The following is a 16,107-nucleotide window of genomic DNA, read 5'->3' on the forward strand; positions in this document are numbered from 1 at the left end:
TGCACCTCCTTTTTATTGCGAGCCTTCTATTCTCTCCTTAATGCTTTCACAGGCGCTCAGTATATACTCCTTTGTGCTGTTTGCGGAATCATCGTCAGTATTTATATTTCCGGTCTTTTCACTTATATTGTCAAGGAATTCCGCCTGTTCCGCGTAAGATATATCCGATTTTGCAAGCTCGTTCATATTGTCATTTTCAAGATTTACAAGGGTTTTGTATGTCTCAAGGATTATCAGGTCAGAACCCGCATTTTCAGTTTCCACAAGCTTGTTAAGCTCGTTCATGCTGTTCCACAGGTCTGCGGAATAATCCTTTTTGAGAAGCTTATTCTCTTTTTTGAGCATCTGTGAGTAAAAATCACCGATAGTGCAGTACACCCTTGCTATCTCGTACTTATCCTGTTCACGGCGTTTGAAAGCGGGTGTCTGTGCTTCCCTGAACCATTTTACAGCCGTTATTTTTCCTGAAGTGCTGCTTTCCGCAGAGGGATCGCTCCCGTAGAAATAATAATACCAGTACAGTATGCCGAGTTCAAAGGCAACGTCCTCGTATCCCGCGTCCTTCTGCATAAGGTTTATGTTCTCGTTTATGAGCTTCAGTATCTGTCCTGCTTCCTTTTCATCAAAGACATCGTCGGACTTGTAAAGCTCGATAAGCTTCAGATATGCGTCCGAGTAAGAACCGTCCGCATTTATAACATCTTCAAAAGCGGCAGCCCTGCTCTCATAGGTACTGGCATTCTCAGCCCTTGCAAGCAGCTTGTTGAAGTCCTCGTTCCTGCCTTTTTTTGCCATCATTCCGGCAAATCCAGAAAAAGCAAGCGAAACGGCAGCAAGTCCCGCTATTATTCCCGTCACCTTGACATAGGTATGATTCTCAGCCCTGTCAAGATCGGCGTAAAGCTCATCGCAGGAGCGGTATCTCTTCGCCTTGTCATCGCTTACGCATTTGCGTATTATACGAACTATCGCTGCATTCATATTCTTGTCAAATACAAAGCGCTCCGCGGAGCTGACAAGCTTTCCGTTGACAGAAACATTCATGGGCTTTTTTCCAGTGAGCATATGATAATAGGTGGCACCGATATTGAATATATCCGTTTTCTCGTCGAGTTCCTCCCTGCGGAACTGCTCAGGAGCGGCATAAGCCGGAGTGTATGCGAATGTACCCTCTCTTCGCTCGATAACGGAGCCGAAATCAATAAATTTCAGCCTTCCGATTTTTTCCGGCTGCCTGGTATTTTCAAAGTCCTCTGTATTCCTTACGACCATTATATTGTCCGGCTTCATATCGCTGTGTATGAAACCGCATTTGTGTATAAAAGACATTACCGAGCAGATATCCTTTGCGTAACGCAGCAGCGTCTTAGGCTTTATGGGATCGTATTTAAGCAGCTTTTCCATAGTAACGCCGTCGATATAATCCTGAACTATATAAAGTGCGTCCGGGTCATTGTCGATTATTTCGATAATATTGGGAAAATAGGAATTGCTCACGTCCTTTTCATAGAACTGCTTGATAAGCAGTGACTCCTGACGCGCATTGTAGGCATCAGTGCCGTTGGTCTTCATTACCTCTTTTACAGCTCGCTGTGCGTCATTGGCTTTAGTATCGAGGGCACGGTAAACTATGGATGTACCGCCCTTTCCGACAACGCTGTCGATCTTGTATCTGTTTTCAAGGATAAATCCTTTGTTAAGCAAAACGATCTCCTCTCTTTCAGCAGAGCTTTACCATAAGCGCGGTTATATTGTCTTTTTCACCGCATTCGATCACCTTGTTTTTCAGCTTTTCAAGACTGGCTGTCATAGCCTTTTCGTCCTTGTTCGCAGAGGGGCACAATGTCTTTCTTATATCGTCTGACGAGATCTTTTTCCGGAAGCCGTCAGAACAAAGCATATAGCATTCTCCCTCGCTGTAATCAGATATGCTGAAATCGTATGATGTATCTTCGAGACCTGCGCCTATGCAGTTTGTAAGCTGATTCTGGCGCGGATCCTTTTCAGCCATTTCCTCGGTGATGATACCGCTCCTTACTTCCTGTCCGACAACAGAATGATCCGAGGTAAGTATATCCGTACTTTCGTCTGTTATCCTGTAAAGCCGGGAATCCCCTACATGAGCGATAAGCATATGCTTCAGCTGCGGTATTATAAGAACAGACGTAAAGGTCGTAGCCATATCCGTTGAATGTGAAGCTGCATAGTCATTTATGCGGCTGTTGAGTTCATGAAGGCGGTCGTCCATAGCTTCCCTTATTTTAAGTATGGAAGCACTATTTCTCATAAGCTCCGCAAAATCAGAAGCGAACCATTCGCTCATGCGCTTGCAGACGTATGCACTGGCTTTTTCGCCGCCGGAGAGACCGCCGACTCCGTCGCATACCGCGGCAAAGAATATCTCTTCACCTTCATACTCCGCGGTATTTATGAAAAGTGAATCCTGATTTATCTTTCTGACCGCACCCTCAGTGGTAACAAAAGAAAAAATATACTTCATAAAACGTCACCGTCAGTTCTCTTCGTAGAAAGTATACGAAATGCCGTAATAAAGGAAATTGCAGCCTGAAAATATACTGCTCCTCTCACCGGCCGGTATCTCATCTCCCTCAACGGTAAGCGAAGTGCAGGAAATATTCTCAATGCAGATACTGTGACGGTTCTTACGGTTATCACGGCTGATGATAATACCGGAGAGTTCCGCACAGGTAAACGGATAAACAAATATCGGGACCTTTTCCTTGCTTGAGGTATTGAGCAGATACGCTATATGCTTCATGCCCGTCTTTTTGAACTCGTCGGTCTTTGCTTTAAGCTCGTTTTTCCTGCCCACGATAACAGTGGGAGAGTCCCCTGAATTGATGTTGAACACAAAGGGGATATCATAGATATAGATTATATCTCCCGAATTAAGCGGCTGCTTTTTTATCTTCTCCCTTCCCTCCGCAAAGCTGCTGAGAAAAGTTCCGTTTGACGAGTCCTTATCCTCTATGTAGAACGTACCGTCCTCAAAGGTTATGACAGCATGGACCTTTGAGACAGTGCCCTTGTCCGTGAGCGCAAGGCTGTTATCAGCCTTTCTGCCTATAGTGAACGGAAATTCGGTAATAGGTATATCCCTGTTACCGGAATCTTTCAGAAATGCGGCACATTCAGACACCTTAGGCTTGCTTACAACGATAGTATGATCCTGGTCGTCCTGCTTCGGGGCAGCTGACGCTCCGGTGTCGACCTCCTTGCCGGCTGCAGCTGCCTTTGCAGCTTCCGCAGCTCTTACTGAAGCCGAGCTCATAGGCACTCCAAGAACATCATGCAGAAAGGCATAGAGATGATTATGTGTAAGACCTATACTGCGGTCCCGCTGACTTTTCAGGTTATCCTCAAGGAACTGGGCATACTTTTCCATGACGGCTGCGTCGGATACCTCGACGCCTTCATTTTTATGGAGCCTGTATAGGAATTTCGCCAGATTCGAGCATTTATACATATTTATCATTAACGGAAGGTAAGCCACACGCACCTTTCGCTTTTCCACATCATAAAACGCGTATTTCGGGTCAGTGAGTATAACATTGTCCGCTGTGAGGGAATTCTCACCGCAGAATTCAAGTATCCGCTGCAGCTGTCCCAGTATCCCGAAATACTTTTCCTGCGACAGCGGCTGTCTGACGTATTCCGACAGAGCTGTCAGATTGCTGATATTATATTTCAGGACGTGCCTCGCAGCTGTTTTCTCCCATTTTACCTCAAGGAAGCCGTCATCAAGGCTGCGGTTAACGACTCTGAGAGCGTCCTCGTTTATCCTGTCTCTCTTTTTTAGTCCTGCAATAAGATACGTATCGCAATTCTGATATACTATCTTAACTGAAACATTACCTGCCATATCCTCACTCCAAAAACAATTATCCCGTCTGACGGATCCGGGACCCGTCTTACCAAGGCTTATATGTGGTTTAATTATATCACTTTATATGAGACTTGTCAATATTTTGAATAAGTTTTGAGATTGTTGAACAAAACATATGATACACATTACACAATATATGAAATTATTTTATTGCATTTCAGCGCCGGACATAGTATAATAAAAATATCCAAAGAAAGAAGATAAAAAAATGCTCCGCCTAAAACCTGCCAACACTGACGATATTGAAAAGGAATACCTCTTCGTCAGGGATATTCCCAAGGACGAAAACGGCTATATAAACGAATACCACGGCATAAGCCGCGATGATTTCGTTGATGCGCTGAAGACCATTATCGCAAATTCACAAGGAGAAATGCTTCCGGACGGTTATGTTCCCGCCACATCATACTTTCTGTGGAACGATGACGACATCATAGGCAAGCTTGACCTGCGGCACTATCTCTGTGACTCCCTTATAAACGGCGCAGGACACATAGGCTACTACATAGCTCCGGAGCACCGCGGAAAGGGCTTCGGCACACGCGGTCTCGGACTTATCGCTGATATTGCGCGCAAGGTCATTCTCGAAGAGGAGATATACCTCAGAGTACACAAGGATAATCCTGCCTCTCTGAAAGCTATGCTAAAAAACGGCGGTTATATACACCACGAAGACGAACAGTCCTATTTTGTACGCATAAAGAAATGACAAAAGCCGGTGTCTTATTTCAGACATCGGCTTTTTATATTTCCGGATATTATTCATATCTGAGAGCCTCGATAGGATCGAGCTTTGCAGCCTTTCCTGCAGGATAGCTTCCGAAGAATACTCCGATAAGCATAGAGAAGCCCAGCGATATCAGTATAGCCTTTATGGAGGGCTGTATGGAAAGTGCGACAAAATCCTGATATTCCGGCATCTGACTAAGAGCATACCTTGCGATATAGCCTATAAGGAAACCGTTGAATATTCCAAGCAGCACCCCGATAATACCGCCTACAAGACAGAGTATTATCGCTTCGACTATGAACTGCGTCTTGATATGCCGCCTTTTGGCTCCGAGAGCCTTTCTGACACCTATCTCGCGGGTACGCTCGGTGATGCTCACCAGCATTATGTTCATAACTCCTATACCGCCTACAAGAAGTGAAATAGCCGCAATTATGGCAATAACAAGCGTAACTATATTCAGCACCTTGTTTACTATTCCAAGCTCTGTCTGCGGGTCATAGATCTCTGTCCCCCAGTATTTGTTGTCGCGGTACTTTTCACTGAAGAATTCATCAAGTTCATTAATTGCCTGATCTCTGTCAACAGACATATCGTTCAGCATGAAATCAACGCCGTATTCCCCTGAAAACCGTTCATCTGCCCTTATGAGCTTATTTGCGGTATTATAAGGGATATAAACAGGAGTGAACCTGTCCATAAAATTCGCGGTTGACTGCTGATACTTTTCGAGGATCTTAGGATACTGGAATATACCGACTATCGTAAAATCCGAATCGCATGCTCCGTTTACATCTATACTTATATCGCAGCCGATAGCATTGGCGTTCTCGCTGCCGAAATACTGCTTGACAAATACCTCGGACACAACAATGGCGTGTTTATACAGCTTATCGTCTTCCTCAGTTATAGTTCTTCCGCTGAGCATCTTTATCAGGGAATCAGACTTCATCCCACCTTCTGAAACACCGTCTATCCTGACATTAAGCTTATTGCCCTTTTTGTTTGTGACATTTCCGGTGCCGCAGGTGTTTGATTTGCATACAAGAAAACGACCGGGATACTTTTCCTCCAGTTCGTCAAGCATATTCTCGGTGATATAATCATCCTCCGTCATATCTCTGTAGGAATACCCATCATCGTCATCGGAGCTGCCGCGTTTGAAGCGGTACTCGACTGAGAAGGTCTGACCGCCCAGCTTGTTGAAGGAATTGGCAAGGGTCTTTTTCAGCGAAGTACCCAGGGTAGTGATCGTTATAACAGCACATATACCGATGATTATGCCAAGCATGGTCAGTATTGACCTCATCTTGTTCGATTTCAGTGAAGCAAAGGCAAGACGAACATTTTCAAAGAAGAACATTTTCGTCACCAGCCTTTCCCGTATCATCAACGATACGTCCGTCGCTGAGAGTGATTATCCTTTCAGTCTCGGAAGCAAGCTCGCTGCTGTGTGTGATAAGGATTATGGTCTTGTGCTCCTCCTCATGGAGCCTGTGGAAAATATCCATGACCATATGACCTGTCGCGGAGTCAAGAGCGCCTGTAGGCTCATCGGCAAGTATTATGGAGGGTTCGTTGGCGATAGCTCTTGCTATGGCGATCCTCTGCTTCTGACCGCCCGAAAGCTCGTTTGGATTATGGGTAGCTCTGTCGCTCATATCCACCATCTCAAGCAGCTTCTCAGCACGCTTTCTGCGTTCTCTTTTTCCTATCCCTGCATATAGCATCGGGAGCTCCACATTTTCTATGGCATTTGTACGTGATACGAGATTGAAGTTCTGAAAAACGAACCCTATCTCCTTGTTTCTGATCGCACTCAGCTCGGAATCGTTGAGCTGTGATATATCGGAGCCGTTGAGCATATATATGCCCTCTGTCGGGCGGTCGAGGGCTCCTATTATATTCATGAGGGTACTCTTTCCCGAACCGGAAGGGCCTACTATCGAAGCAAACTCGCCCTCACGCACCTTCATGTCCAGTCCGTGAAGTATTTCCAGCTCGTTGGGCATACCGATATAAAACCTCTTGAATATCCCCTGCATTGAGATAACATTTCTCATCGGCATTATTCCTCCGGTACCCTGAGTTCAATGATATCGCCGTCAATTACGCCATAAGGATCTGTAACGACTATATCGCCTTCCATTAAGCTGCCTGAAGTTATCTCGGTATAGTAATCACCCACGAAGCCCACTGAAACACTGCGCTTGGACAATACATACTTTCCATCCTCAGCCGGAGTTGCAACGTATACGAAATACCCCTCGTTTTCTCCGCCTGAAATGGCGTCATACGGTACACTAAGCACATTTTCGCGCTTGTCGAGTATTATCTTTACTTTTGCAGACATTCCTATGAGCAGACCGCTCTCCTTGTCATCAATGCTGACCTCCACGGTATATCCGCCCATTCTTGCCTCGGCGCTGTTTGAGGAAATTATCCTTTCGATACGTTTTACAGTACCTTTGATGATCTTGTCCTCGGTAGCGCTCGTCTTTATCTCTGCCTCCATACCCTCGCTCAGCTTCAGGATATCGGACTCGCTGACCTTACCCGCAACTACAAGCTCGTCCGTATTTTCAACAGTCATGATGTTCACTGATTCCGGAACGCTTCCCTCGGAAATATTCAGCTCTGTAACAACTCCGCCCTTCTCAGCCTTTACCACGCATTTTTCAATTCTTTCAGCAAGCTCGGCAAGCTGTTTATCAGCAGAATTATCAGATATACTGTACTTCTCGGCGTCGATAGCGTCCTGAGCGGACTGCACGAGCTCATCACCAGATTTTACAGCCTGATTATATGCTTCATTTGCACTGTTTATAGCCTCGTCATATTCGGGAAGAGCTTCCTTCATTGTTTCGAGGAGCGTATCTGCCGATGAAAGCTTTGTATCAAGCGCCTTATACGCCTTCTCCAGCTGAGCGGAGTCTTCATCTCCCGCATTTACCCATGCCATGTATGCTTCATTTACAGCTGCGCTGAGCTCATTGTACTCTGCGACCTTTCTGTTATACTCATCATAGGCTCTGTCGCGCTTTTCAACGGCAGTATTTATCGCTTTCTGAGCCTTGGAAATAAGCTCTCTTCTCTGTTCCTTAGCTTTATTGAGCTGACGGACAGTGAGATCATGGCTGTGCTGTTCAGCACCTGCCGCCTTCTCGTTATTCTTCACCATAGCGTCATATTCCTCTTTGAGCTTTGTACTGTCAAACTCACAGAGGATATCGCCTGCCTTGACACTGTCTCCGACCTTCACATTGAGTTTTTTTACCTTCAGTGTCGGATCAGCGGTTATTATCAGCTTATCGCTGCTCGATATTGATCCCGACATATTTGAATAGTTTACAAGATCCTGACATTTTACCCTGCCGCACGTATCTGAACGAAAAGACATCTTTGATGCTGCGCCTCGTATGGCGTTTCTTACAAAAAACGCTATTCCTCCTATTATGAGCAGCACAACAAGAAGGATTATTATCCCCTTTATTCTTTTTCCTCTTTTTTCCATTTCATTCTCTCCTTCTGCCGGAAGTCAAGTTATTGAACACATACTAATTACCGGTAATCTAATAATAACATATTTTCATTGCAACGTCAATGATTTTTACATCTACAGCAAAGACCGCCTGTGCCATTGCGGCGCAGGCGGTCTTTAATCATCATCAAAGCTGTTTTATACGTGCAGCAGGAACTTTGTGAGTTCCTCGATAGGTATCGGTTTTGAATACTTGTACCCCTGGAGATACTGCGCCATCATAAGCTTGCAGCGGTCCTCGTCATACTCGTTCTCAACGCCTTCAAACAGTATGGAATACTTCAGGTCATGAAACATATTCGCAAAGGTCTTGACCATATACTGCGATGAAGAATTCTTCAGTGATTCGATCAGCAGAGAACGGTCAAACTTGATTATATCAAAGGGTATTTCCATGATACGCTCAAAGTTGGAATAGCCGGTACCGAAATCATCGAGATAGAACTTTATGCCAAGATCCTGCAGCTGCAGAACACGCTGCTTCATAAGATTGAAGTCAGCCTCGCTCCGGCTCTCGGTTATCTCTACCGCGATCTTTCCGTATTCGATACTGTTTTTCTCGATAATGCTCTTGACCTCGTCACAGAACGAATCATATCTCAGGTCAATGGCTGAAAAGTTTACGGAAATACGCTTTACGATATATCCGTCAGTAAGGAAGCGGCGCAACGCGGCGCAGGTCTTGTTGAGGATTATCATACTCAGGTTATGGATAAGGTTGAACTGTTCAGCCAGCGGTATGAACTGATCCGGGAATACCATTCCGGTCTTTTCGAGCTTCAGCCTCATCAAAGCCTCTGCCGTATCATACTGTCCCGTATTTATATTCAGAACAGGCTGACAGTAGACAAGTACACGCGGATCCGAGAGATCCTTCTTCGCTGCTATATCCTCAAGCTGAGTAAGGATATAATTCTTGTCGTAGTAATCCTTTATATCACTGTCATTGATTCGCACAACAGAATTGAACGGCATTTTCATGTCAGTATAATCAATGATGTTATGATAATCGTTTACATCTGTTACAGCGTCAGACGATTCCATGATTATGATCTTGTAATCTATGTTGAACTTTGAATAGCTCTCAGAGAAATTACTGAGCATTTTATCGATTATCTTTTCATAATCGCTGTTCTTCTGCTTTGTAAATGTAAGAACAAAGCAGTCGTTCGGGAAGCTGTAAAGTATAGACTTTTTGATATTGACGCGGAAGAAATCCATAAATTCCGCCTTCAGTACCGGAGACTTGGCGATATATACCGAAAATCCCGGCATATGGCAGCACATTATCACCATTTCGTTTCCCTTTGCGAGATTATCCTTTACCTCATCTGTAAAGAATTCGCCGGATACAGCTCCTGTATCGGTATTGTAGGGATTTGAATGGAACAGGAAAATGATGCTGATTATCGGCAGCAGACAGCATATCGTAGTATAGGAGATCTGCTTGAATATGCCCTGTATGCACAAAAGAAGATTTGACATCACAAGAACGCTGAGAATTCCCGTAAAGACCCTCATAAGCAGTCTTTTTCTGTATTTTATGAGCATATAGATCATATTGACCGCAAACACAACATAGAGTATCTCAAAGAAGTCAAGGCCCGCATTATACTCATGCTTTTTATTTATGTAGAAGCCTATCTTTAACACTGACGCCGTGATATCGAGCAGAATGGTAAAAATTATTATAAAGGCAATAGCTATCCTCGATCTTTTCTTGTCCTTAGGCATCAGCCAGAGCGAACCCTGTACATATCTTATGTAAAGGAACATCGTCATGGAAAGGCAGACATGATGCAGCATACGCATCGTATAGATAAACGCCGGCACCACATTCTTCTTTACAAGATATGTCTGCATGAAGATGTTTGCCGAAGCAGCTATCAGCATGAAAGAAAGGATATGCATGATTATTAGGAATCTGTCCTTCTCTTTCCTCAGATATGTCTGTTTTACCAGTATAATCATTATTATGCACAGCGAAAGAGCAATTATATCGCCGACAGGAGTATAACTTCCAATATTAAGATCCGATTTCGCAAACATATTTCCACCCCCCCTGTGAAAAAAGTCGCACCTGTCTAATACTTTTGCACACACATATATTATAACATTTTCCATTAAAAAAGTCAACATAAAAGCAAAAAAATGACAGATATTATTTATTCTCAGAAGAAATGATGTTATTATTGCACAAAAATCAACTACAAGGATTGTTGCCTTCCTACAACTCCGGACCGTTTTTGAACAGCTTCATCATCTCGTTTGTAAGACTGTGCTCATAGGGCTGAAGCTCTATATCCTCCCTGGCGACCCACTGAGCATATCTGAGCTCGGATTCGTCCATTTTTATTGTATCTTCTCCGTCAACATCGCAGAAAAATCCCACAAGAAGATCAGAAGCCATTCCCCATGGCTGAGACTTGTAGTAGCGGATATTCTTTACGCGGAGCCCTGCTTCCTCCATAACCTCGCGCTCCACAGTCTGTTCAAGTGTCTCTCCTATCTCAGTAAATCCGGCTATCAGGGCATTATGCGCAAAACCTCTCCTGTAGCGTGTTATCAGTATCCTGTCCCCGTTTATGACTCCGACTATCACAGCGGGATTTATCCTCGGATATACCTTGTTTCCGCATTCAGGGCACACCATTGCTCTTTCAATGGTATCACGCACCATTGCTCCGCCGCACTTTCCGCAGTATTTGCTGCTGCCGTACCACTGAGCAAGATGGAAAGCTGTAAACGCAGCAAAAAGGTATTTTCCGCTGCACCTGTCCCTCAGCTCGCGGATAGTATAATAGCCGAAGCCGCCTTCAGCTTCAGCCGGGCACCCATCAGCGGCAAGGAAGAAGAATTCATCGTCAACAGAAAACAGATATGTCATTCTTTCCTTATCTATTGAAACCGGACGCGGAAACAGAACATCTCCGCCGCTTGCATCTGCAAACATCCTTCCGTCCCTGAAATATATCACAAAGCTGTTTTCAGGCTTCGCTTTGTCGTTTGTGTCATGGTAGCCGTTATCGAGCCTGCACGGAAAAATATCCTGTATCATATATATACTCTCCTTTTTCTGAACGATAGGATAATTATACAATATACGAAAAGGAACGTCAACCCCTTATAGCTTGCCTGCTGCTTGTATAGTCAGCGGTTTTATATTATAAAATCGGAGCAAAATCTGCTATATTTACGGCTGAAATAATTGTTATGCTACTATCGCTCAGCGGCAGCTTGAATTGTTAACAATTATATGTTATAATATATGTAACAAATTCGTGAGGAGTTCTTTACAATGCGTCACAGTGGTACAAAAGCCATAGATACACCGCACCTTCTGCTGCGCAGATTTGAAGCCGGAGACCTCGGCGATATGCTTCACGGCTGGGCTTCCGAGACCTCAGTACAGACCGAATACGGAGAGCCTGTCTACACCACAGCCGATGAGGTGCAGGGGCTTCTTGACAGATACATGAACGGATATGAGTCTGACAGCTTTTACAGGTGGGCTGTCATAGAAAAATCAAGCGGCAGGAATATCGGTCAGATAGCCTTCTGCAGAGTATATGAGGAAATCCGCACCGCAGAGATAGAATACTGCATTGGGTCCGCATTTCAGGGACACGGCTATGCCGGTGAAGCGCTCTCAGCAGTAATATCATATACATTCAGAAATACCGGCTTTAAAAGGCTTGAAGCCTATCACCGCGCGGAAAACCGCAAATCGGGACGGGTACTGGAAAAGTCGGAAATGATAAAAACCGACAACGTCGAACGATTCAGACAGCAGGGCATTATCCCTGACGGTGAGGTATGCTACTGCATAGAAAAAGCTGAATAAGGAGGTATGCTATGAAACTCAATTTCACCAAGCTGAAGCCAAGCAGTCCCGATTTCCGCAGGATAAAACAGCTTTATATGAGAGCCTTTCCCGATGATGAACGCGCTCCCTTCCTTATGCTCGTACTTAAAGCCAAGAAGAAAAATGTAGACTTCTGGTCTGTCCGCTGCAATGACGAATGGGCAGGTTTTCTCTATATCGTAAACTACCGCGACCTCTCCTACATTTTCTATCTTGCCGTATCAGAGGAATGCCGCGGAAGAGGTATCGGCAGTGCTGTACTGCAGAATGCGCAGAAGCTCTACAAGGGCAGAAGGCTTTTTCTTGCCATTGAACAGCTGGATGAAAATTCAGAAAACTACGCCGAACGTGTCAGCCGCCGCAATTTCTACCTGCGCAACGGTTTTAAAGAGCTCCATAAGAAGCTCCGCGAGGGTAAGGTCACATATGAGATACTCGGCACGGGCGGAGATGTAGAGGGCGACGAATACGTAGCTCTTATGAAGTCCTACGCAGGAAGCATACTCTCAAAGCTGTTCACCATGGAATTTGTGGACTGAACACCATTACAGCAAAACAGCCCTGAAGCTAAATACGGAACTTTATAAAGAAGTTTTTACATAAGCTATTGAGGAAGGACCTATTTTTCAAAAGGGTCCTTCTTCTTGATTCAGGGATCATACCACAGAAGCACTTTGTGTCAACAACGAAAGAAATCGTTTTTTATTCTTGCAATATCGGAAATAATGTGTTACAATGAGAATATAGAAGTCTATTTATGTCATTAAACATCTGTATCTTTTGTATTTGCTGCGAAAGATACTGACAGAAGGCGGTAATGCATTTGAGCCGCCAAAGGAGGATATAAAAATGAAAAGAAGTATTTTTACGGCATTAGCCGTTGCAGCTGTCCTTTCATGCACAGCCTGCGGTAAAACGGAAGTAGGTAAGGCTGATGTGCCTGTCTCAACAGCCGGCACACAGACCACAGCATCTCCGGATACTGCCAGTCTTACCGATGAGGCTGCTTCGGCAGAAACAGCAACAGATACTTATCAGGATACGACCGCAGAGACCTCTGCTGCCAAGGAAGTGACAACAGTCACAGAGGAAGCGGTATCAGTCGGAGGAGGAGAAAACACCGAGGCCTCTGCAGCAACACAGCCGCAGACTCAGGCTCAGACTCGTTCACGTGATACGGCTCCTTCACCGGGTGACGCAGATTATGCTCCCGCTCCGGTACAGTATGATATTCCCGGTATCACATACATTCAGGGCACTCTCATAGCAAACAAATCCTATTCACTTCCTGCCGACTTCAATCCCGGACTTGACTCCACCTGCGAAAACCAGTTCTACAAGCTGCAGAATGACGCGGCACAGCAGGGACTGAACATATGGTTCGCTTCCGGCTTCCGCTCTTATGACTATCAGGCACAGATATACAATAATTACGTTGCCCGCGACGGACAGGCTCTTGCAGATACATATTCCGCACGTCCGGGATATTCCGAGCACCAGTCCGGACTTGCAATAGACGTAAATCAGATAGACGACAGCTTTATAGGTACTCCTGAGGCTGTATGGCTTGAAAACCACTGCCATGAGTACGGATTCATACTCCGCTACCCCAGGGGCAAGGAGAGCATAACAGGCTATCAGTACGAATCCTGGCATATCCGCTATGTAGGTACAGACCTTTCATACGCTGTACATGACAGCGGCCTTACACTTGAGGAATACTTCGGCATAGACTCAGCATACAAAGAATAACCACCTGCATGATCCGTATCCGGAAAGGATACGGATCTTTTTATAAAAGGCCTGTTGCCTGTTGTTGAAAATCTACATTTTTTATTGACAAATCAGGAATATAATGCTATAATTAAAGCACGGAATATATATCCGATATGACATGAGAGGAGTTTTTTAAATGAGAGATCTGACAAAATTAAAACGGATATCAGCCGCTGTTATGAGCGCTGCTCTTACTTTCTGCTATACAGGCTATGTAAAGCCTTTGAACGCTCCTGTAACCGCAGCTGAGACCAAAGATGAGGGGAACCAGTATATCAAGGTCGCTTTCAGTGAAAACACAGGAATGTATGAATACGAGTTCATTGACGCTTATATCTATAATGTATCTGCAGATTCCTATTCAATAAACATCACACTTCTCCCGTCAAACGGCGGAAATACATTTTACTATGAAAACCTCAAAAATTTGAGACTTGAGAGATCATACAGCGACGGTACATCTTTAGATGATTTTTTATCGAGCTGTGAGCTGGCTGAGGAGCTCGTCCCCGAACAAAGAGTAAACATCAAGGTCGCCTCTGTAAAAGAATACGATGATCTTACCAAAACCGGCTACTGGGCTGGCTATGGAGGCAGAGGAACTGAATATTCGATACAGCAGATAATTTCCGTAAAAGACCCGAACGAGCATTTCTACGGAGATATCAACGACGACGGCGTTGTTGACGCCTTCGACGTACTTGTCTATAAAAAGTACATTGCAGGAAATCTTTCCTACAAGCTGAACGATGATCAGTTTCTCAATGCTGATATCAATTTCGATACCGTAATAGATGAAAACGATCTCGCTCAGGTAGTCGATTTCACACTTGGCAGCAAAAAGTCCTTCAACGGTATGTCAAATATCGGAAGCGTCCGTCTTGACAACACCGTAAGCGTTCAGGCATCAGAAGGAAAAGCTACTGACAGCTCCTTTGCGAAGGCAGAGATGAAATTAGGCGTAGACCTTCTGAAAAAATGCTATGAGACCAAGAACAGCAGCGAAAAGAATCTTCTTCTGTCTCCGCTTTCCATTTCCGCGGCTCTTTCGATGACGGCAAACGGAGCTGATAACCAGACGCTGAAGGAAATGGAAGAAGTCCTCGGAAACGGTCTGACGATCGACGAGCTGAATGAGTATATGGCTTACTATATATCACAGCTCCCTGACAAGGAAAAGGAAAAGATCTATCTCGCCGATTCCATATGGTTCAAGGACGACCCAACATTCAAGGTATACGACGAATTCCTTGAGACCAATAAGAAATACTACAATTCCGAAATATACAAGAGCTCATTTGAACCCAACAGCATAGCAAATGATGTTAACAGCTGGGTAAACAAGAATACAAAGGGCATGATACCTACGCTAATCACTCCTGCGAATATCAAGTCCAATACCATGATGCTGCTCATAAATACCCTGTATTTTGAAGCAGAATGGGCAAGTCCCTATCTTTCCACACAGGACGGAACCTTCACTGACCTTGACGGCAGCAAGCATCCGATACAGAAAATGAACAGCATGGAAAGACAGTATTTCGATCTCGGCAATGCGGACGCCTTCAAAAAACCTTATATGAACGGCAATTACAGCTTCGTCGGAATACTTCCTCACGAGGACGTTGACTTCAATGAGTATATCAGCAATCTCGACGCCGACGCTCTCTGTGAAGGTCTGAAGCAATATGAGGATCCTGATAAAGTTGACCTTTACGTAATGATACCGAAGTTCAAGTACAACTACGGTAAGTCTCTGAAGGAAATACTTCCCGCTCTCGGCATGGAAACAGCATTCAATGCGGATAAGGCAGATTTTTCAAAGATAAACGATCTTTCTGTTAAGGACTCTCTTCCCCTCTATATAGATGATGTTCTCCACAAGACAAAAATAGAGGTAACAGAAAAGGGCACCAAGGCAGCCGCCGCGACCGCAGTCATTATGGGCGCAGGCTCTGCAGCTCCTATAGAGAAGAAGAAAGTATACATCTACCTTGACAGACCTTTCGTTTACATGATCGTTGACAAGAACAATGTTCCGCTGTTCATAGGAGCAGCTACTCAGCTTGAATCATAATAAACTTATCTCCGCCGCTGCTCATGTAGCGGCGGATCTTTTTGCCCGATCTCATAAAGCGACTGTGTTCCCTCCTCAGTCTGTATTATATATAATGGAAGCCGCCGCAACGCATTATACCCTCTCCACGGCAGTTATTGAATAAGCACATCATCAGGAAAAGGGTCTGCAAAAGCAGGCTCTTTTGTTATATATTGCCAATCTGAGTATT

Annotated in this window: 13 protein-coding genes; 5 read left to right on the top strand and 8 right to left on the bottom strand. The window is 44.6% G+C overall.

Translation table 11 applies throughout. From position 1 onward, the window contains the following. Positions 1-12: 12 nt before the first annotated feature. From QZZ36_RS07845 to QZZ36_RS07855, 3 genes are read right to left on the bottom strand one after another with little or no spacing between them, the layout of a single operon-like run. Positions 13-1,704 carry a serine/threonine-protein kinase gene (locus QZZ36_RS07845; protein WP_295079546.1) on the bottom strand — a complete coding sequence of 564 codons (1,692 nt, stop codon included), beginning with the start codon at positions 1,702-1,704 and terminating at the stop codon, positions 13-15. 16 nt (positions 1,705-1,720) lie between these two features. Next, a complete protein-coding gene (locus tag QZZ36_RS07850; protein ID WP_295079549.1) occupies positions 1,721-2,500 on the bottom strand; it encodes a PP2C family serine/threonine-protein phosphatase in 780 nt (259 codons plus the stop codon). Between the two features lie 12 nt (positions 2,501-2,512). Then, entirely contained in the window at positions 2,513-3,883 is a 1,371-nt protein-coding gene (locus QZZ36_RS07855; RefSeq protein ID WP_295079552.1) for an FHA domain-containing protein, read from the bottom strand. Positions 3,884-4,115: 232 nt separating this feature from the next. On the opposite strand from QZZ36_RS07855, the gene QZZ36_RS07860 reads away from it, so the two are divergent. After that, on the top strand, positions 4,116-4,616 hold the full coding sequence (locus QZZ36_RS07860) for a GNAT family N-acetyltransferase (RefSeq protein WP_295079555.1): 501 nt from the start codon (positions 4,116-4,118) through the stop codon (positions 4,614-4,616). 49 nt (positions 4,617-4,665) lie between these two features. On the opposite strand, the gene QZZ36_RS07865 is transcribed toward QZZ36_RS07860, so the two are convergent. From QZZ36_RS07865 to nudC, 5 genes are all read right to left on the bottom strand, one after another. Continuing rightward, the gene (locus tag QZZ36_RS07865; RefSeq protein WP_295079559.1) at positions 4,666-6,027 is read right to left on the bottom strand and encodes an ABC transporter permease; all 1,362 of its coding nucleotides are present in this window, start codon (positions 6,025-6,027) and stop codon (positions 4,666-4,668) included. Beyond that, positions 5,987-6,700 (bottom strand): ABC transporter ATP-binding protein, encoded by a 714-nt coding sequence (locus QZZ36_RS07870; protein ID WP_295079562.1) that lies wholly within the window; start codon positions 6,698-6,700, stop codon positions 5,987-5,989. Before QZZ36_RS07870 ends, QZZ36_RS07865 begins: the two co-directional genes overlap by 41 nt. Before the next feature lie 5 nt (positions 6,701-6,705). Next, a complete protein-coding gene (locus QZZ36_RS07875) occupies positions 6,706-8,151 on the bottom strand; it encodes an efflux RND transporter periplasmic adaptor subunit (RefSeq protein WP_295079566.1) in 1,446 nt (481 codons plus the stop codon). A gap of 165 nt (positions 8,152-8,316) precedes the next feature. Beyond that, positions 8,317-10,227 carry an EAL domain-containing protein gene (locus QZZ36_RS07880; RefSeq protein ID WP_295079569.1) on the bottom strand — a complete coding sequence of 637 codons (1,911 nt, stop codon included), beginning with the start codon at positions 10,225-10,227 and terminating at the stop codon, positions 8,317-8,319. 178 nt (positions 10,228-10,405) lie between these two features. Continuing rightward, complete coding sequence (gene nudC / locus QZZ36_RS07885) at positions 10,406-11,236, bottom strand: NAD(+) diphosphatase (protein WP_295079576.1); 831 nt, start codon at positions 11,234-11,236, stop codon at positions 10,406-10,408. A 240-nt stretch (positions 11,237-11,476) separates the two neighbouring features. Here nudC and QZZ36_RS07890 point away from each other — a divergent pair, with 240 nt between their 5' ends. The 4 genes from QZZ36_RS07890 to QZZ36_RS07905 all read left to right on the top strand — a co-directional run bounded on the left by QZZ36_RS07890 (position 11,477) and on the right by QZZ36_RS07905 (position 15,896). Next, positions 11,477-12,022 (top strand): GNAT family N-acetyltransferase, encoded by a 546-nt coding sequence (locus tag QZZ36_RS07890; RefSeq protein WP_295079581.1) that lies wholly within the window; start codon positions 11,477-11,479, stop codon positions 12,020-12,022. An 11-nt stretch (positions 12,023-12,033) separates the two neighbouring features. Beyond that, positions 12,034-12,582 (top strand): GNAT family N-acetyltransferase, encoded by a 549-nt coding sequence (locus QZZ36_RS07895; RefSeq protein ID WP_295079584.1) that lies wholly within the window; start codon positions 12,034-12,036, stop codon positions 12,580-12,582. 310 nt (positions 12,583-12,892) lie between these two features. Further along, on the top strand, positions 12,893-13,795 hold the full coding sequence (locus QZZ36_RS07900; RefSeq protein WP_295079587.1) for a M15 family metallopeptidase: 903 nt from the start codon (positions 12,893-12,895) through the stop codon (positions 13,793-13,795). Between the two features lie 160 nt (positions 13,796-13,955). Continuing rightward, entirely contained in the window at positions 13,956-15,896 is a 1,941-nt protein-coding gene (locus QZZ36_RS07905; protein ID WP_295079591.1) for a serpin family protein, read from the top strand. Positions 15,897-16,107 lie beyond the last annotated feature (211 nt).

The organism is Ruminococcus sp., assembly GCF_016287535.1.
GTDB lineage: Bacteria > Bacillota > Clostridia > Oscillospirales > Ruminococcaceae > Ruminococcus.

Bases quoted from the DNA above. Each gene is read 5' to 3' on its own strand.
- QZZ36_RS07875 (WP_295079566.1), bottom strand. From the start codon at position 8,151: ATGGAAAAAAGAGGAAAAAGAATAAAGGGGATAATAATCCTTCTTGTT.
- QZZ36_RS07900 (WP_295079587.1), top strand. From the start codon at position 12,893: ATGAAAAGAAGTATTTTTACGGCATTAGCCGTTGCAGCTGTCCTTTCA.
- QZZ36_RS07905 (WP_295079591.1), top strand. From the start codon at position 13,956: ATGAGAGATCTGACAAAATTAAAACGGATATCAGCCGCTGTTATGAGC.
- QZZ36_RS07870 (WP_295079562.1), bottom strand. From the start codon at position 6,700: ATGAGAAATGTTATCTCAATGCAGGGGATATTCAAGAGGTTTTATATC.
- QZZ36_RS07860 (WP_295079555.1), top strand. From the start codon at position 4,116: ATGCTCCGCCTAAAACCTGCCAACACTGACGATATTGAAAAGGAATAC.
- QZZ36_RS07895 (WP_295079584.1), top strand. From the start codon at position 12,034: ATGAAACTCAATTTCACCAAGCTGAAGCCAAGCAGTCCCGATTTCCGC.
- QZZ36_RS07855 (WP_295079552.1), bottom strand. From the start codon at position 3,883: ATGGCAGGTAATGTTTCAGTTAAGATAGTATATCAGAATTGCGATACG.
- QZZ36_RS07850 (WP_295079549.1), bottom strand. From the start codon at position 2,500: ATGAAGTATATTTTTTCTTTTGTTACCACTGAGGGTGCGGTCAGAAAG.
- nudC (WP_295079576.1), bottom strand. From the start codon at position 11,236: ATGATACAGGATATTTTTCCGTGCAGGCTCGATAACGGCTACCATGAC.
- QZZ36_RS07880 (WP_295079569.1), bottom strand. From the start codon at position 10,227: ATGTTTGCGAAATCGGATCTTAATATTGGAAGTTATACTCCTGTCGGC.
- QZZ36_RS07890 (WP_295079581.1), top strand. From the start codon at position 11,477: ATGCGTCACAGTGGTACAAAAGCCATAGATACACCGCACCTTCTGCTG.
- QZZ36_RS07865 (WP_295079559.1), bottom strand. From the start codon at position 6,027: ATGATACGGGAAAGGCTGGTGACGAAAATGTTCTTCTTTGAAAATGTT.